Origin of the sequence: Nostoc sp. 2RC (assembly GCF_014222165.1) — a bacterium.
In the GTDB taxonomy this organism is placed as follows: domain Bacteria; phylum Cyanobacteriota; class Cyanobacteriia; order Cyanobacteriales; family Nostocaceae; genus Nostoc; species Nostoc linckia.
On record NZ_JACKZU010000694.1, the window covers coordinates 1 to 1,415 of the forward strand.

Annotated in this window: 1 protein-coding gene; it reads right to left on the reverse strand. The window is 42.5% G+C overall.

The annotated features are described in order from the left end of the window. Positions 1–110 precede the first annotated feature (110 nt). Entirely contained in the window at positions 111–1,235 is a 1,125-nt protein-coding gene (locus tag GNE10_RS34455) for a thiamine phosphate synthase (RefSeq protein WP_099067780.1), read from the reverse strand. Positions 1,236–1,415: the final 180 nt, after the last annotated feature.

Sequence of the window (1,415 nt, forward strand, 5' to 3'; positions counted from 1 at the left end):
GGATGGGGCATGGGAGATGGGGAGGTAAGGGAGAATAATCACTTGTCAGTCATCAGTCAACAGTCAACACTCCCTTTTTTCCCCAATGAATAATGACTAATGCTTAATGACTAATGACTAATGACTTCTGGTTTAATACGATTGAGTTGGGAAAGTAAATATTGGGTTACTAAAGTAGGCTGTTCGGCTTGCATGAGCGATCGCACTACTGCGATACGTTCAGCTCCTGCATCTATGACATCGTTAATATTATTTGCATCTATTCCTCCAATGGCAAACCAGGGAATTGAGCAATTTTTCGCTGCATAGCTGACATATTCTAGTCCTGTGGCTGCTTTACCTACTTTTGTAGGAGTTTCATAAACTGGCCCCACACCAATGTAATCTGCACCTTCTGTGAGTGCGCGTTGCATTTCTTCTGCATTTGTGGTGGAAAGGCCTATGATGCGCTGGGAACCGAGTAGTTGCCTAGCAACGGTAACAGACATATCTTGTTGTCCTAGATGCACTCCATCGGCATCCACGGCTAATGCTAAATCTACGCGATCGTTGATGATAAACAAAGCGCCGTAAATGTGGCATAACTGCCGCAGTTTTTTGGCTTGTTCTAGACGCAAAGAATCATCAGCGTTTTTGTCGCGGTATTGTACGAGGGTTAATCCACCTTTGAGTGCAGCTTCCACATTGTTCAATAAATTTTCACTAGGGGAAGTCACAAGATACAAACGCGATCGCCATAATAATTGATGGCGCTGATAACCCATTAAATTACTTTCTAGGGTGTAGACTTGATAACGCATTTGCTTACAAGCTTTGGCCATACTTTGCTGGTGAAGCTTGCTATATTCTTCCAGCACTCGCAATGCTTCTTCTATCCGACAAAAGTTAGCTTGCAACACCGATTTTATACTAACTCGTTCTTCTTCCTGAGGATGGGTTAACTCAGTCCCCGGATCGCCTGGTGTATCTCGCGCCGCCCGCAATTCTGGGGTATGCCACTTGGCTAGTTCTTGCCGCAAACGCTTACATTCAAGAGCAAATTGGGCATTATTTAAGCCAAAGCGACACCATTCTTCAATAATTCGCAAGCCCTCACGAGCGCGGTCTAAATTGGCGTCTAAAATCCGGTAAACAACTTGCTGTATTTGCTGTTTTTGGCTGTATGGCTCGACCATCACCACAACCCCGTTAGTACTTTCATCGAAATGTGAATTATCATACGTCTTAGTAACCATAAGTTAATTAATTTACTTTTTTTGACTGTATTTTGGTTAAATCTACGTAAAAAATGTGCGAATAAGGGTTATGTTAAATTATCCCATGTTCGTATAGGTAGCGATCGGGGTTTTGAGGCTACAGTTTAGCATTAAAAATTAGAGCAAACTTACTCAATTACTAATTAATCCACAGTCACC

Bases quoted from the DNA above. Each gene is read 5' to 3' on its own strand.
- GNE10_RS34455 (WP_099067780.1), bottom strand. From the start codon at position 1,235: ATGGTTACTAAGACGTATGATAATTCACATTTCGATGAAAGTACTAAC.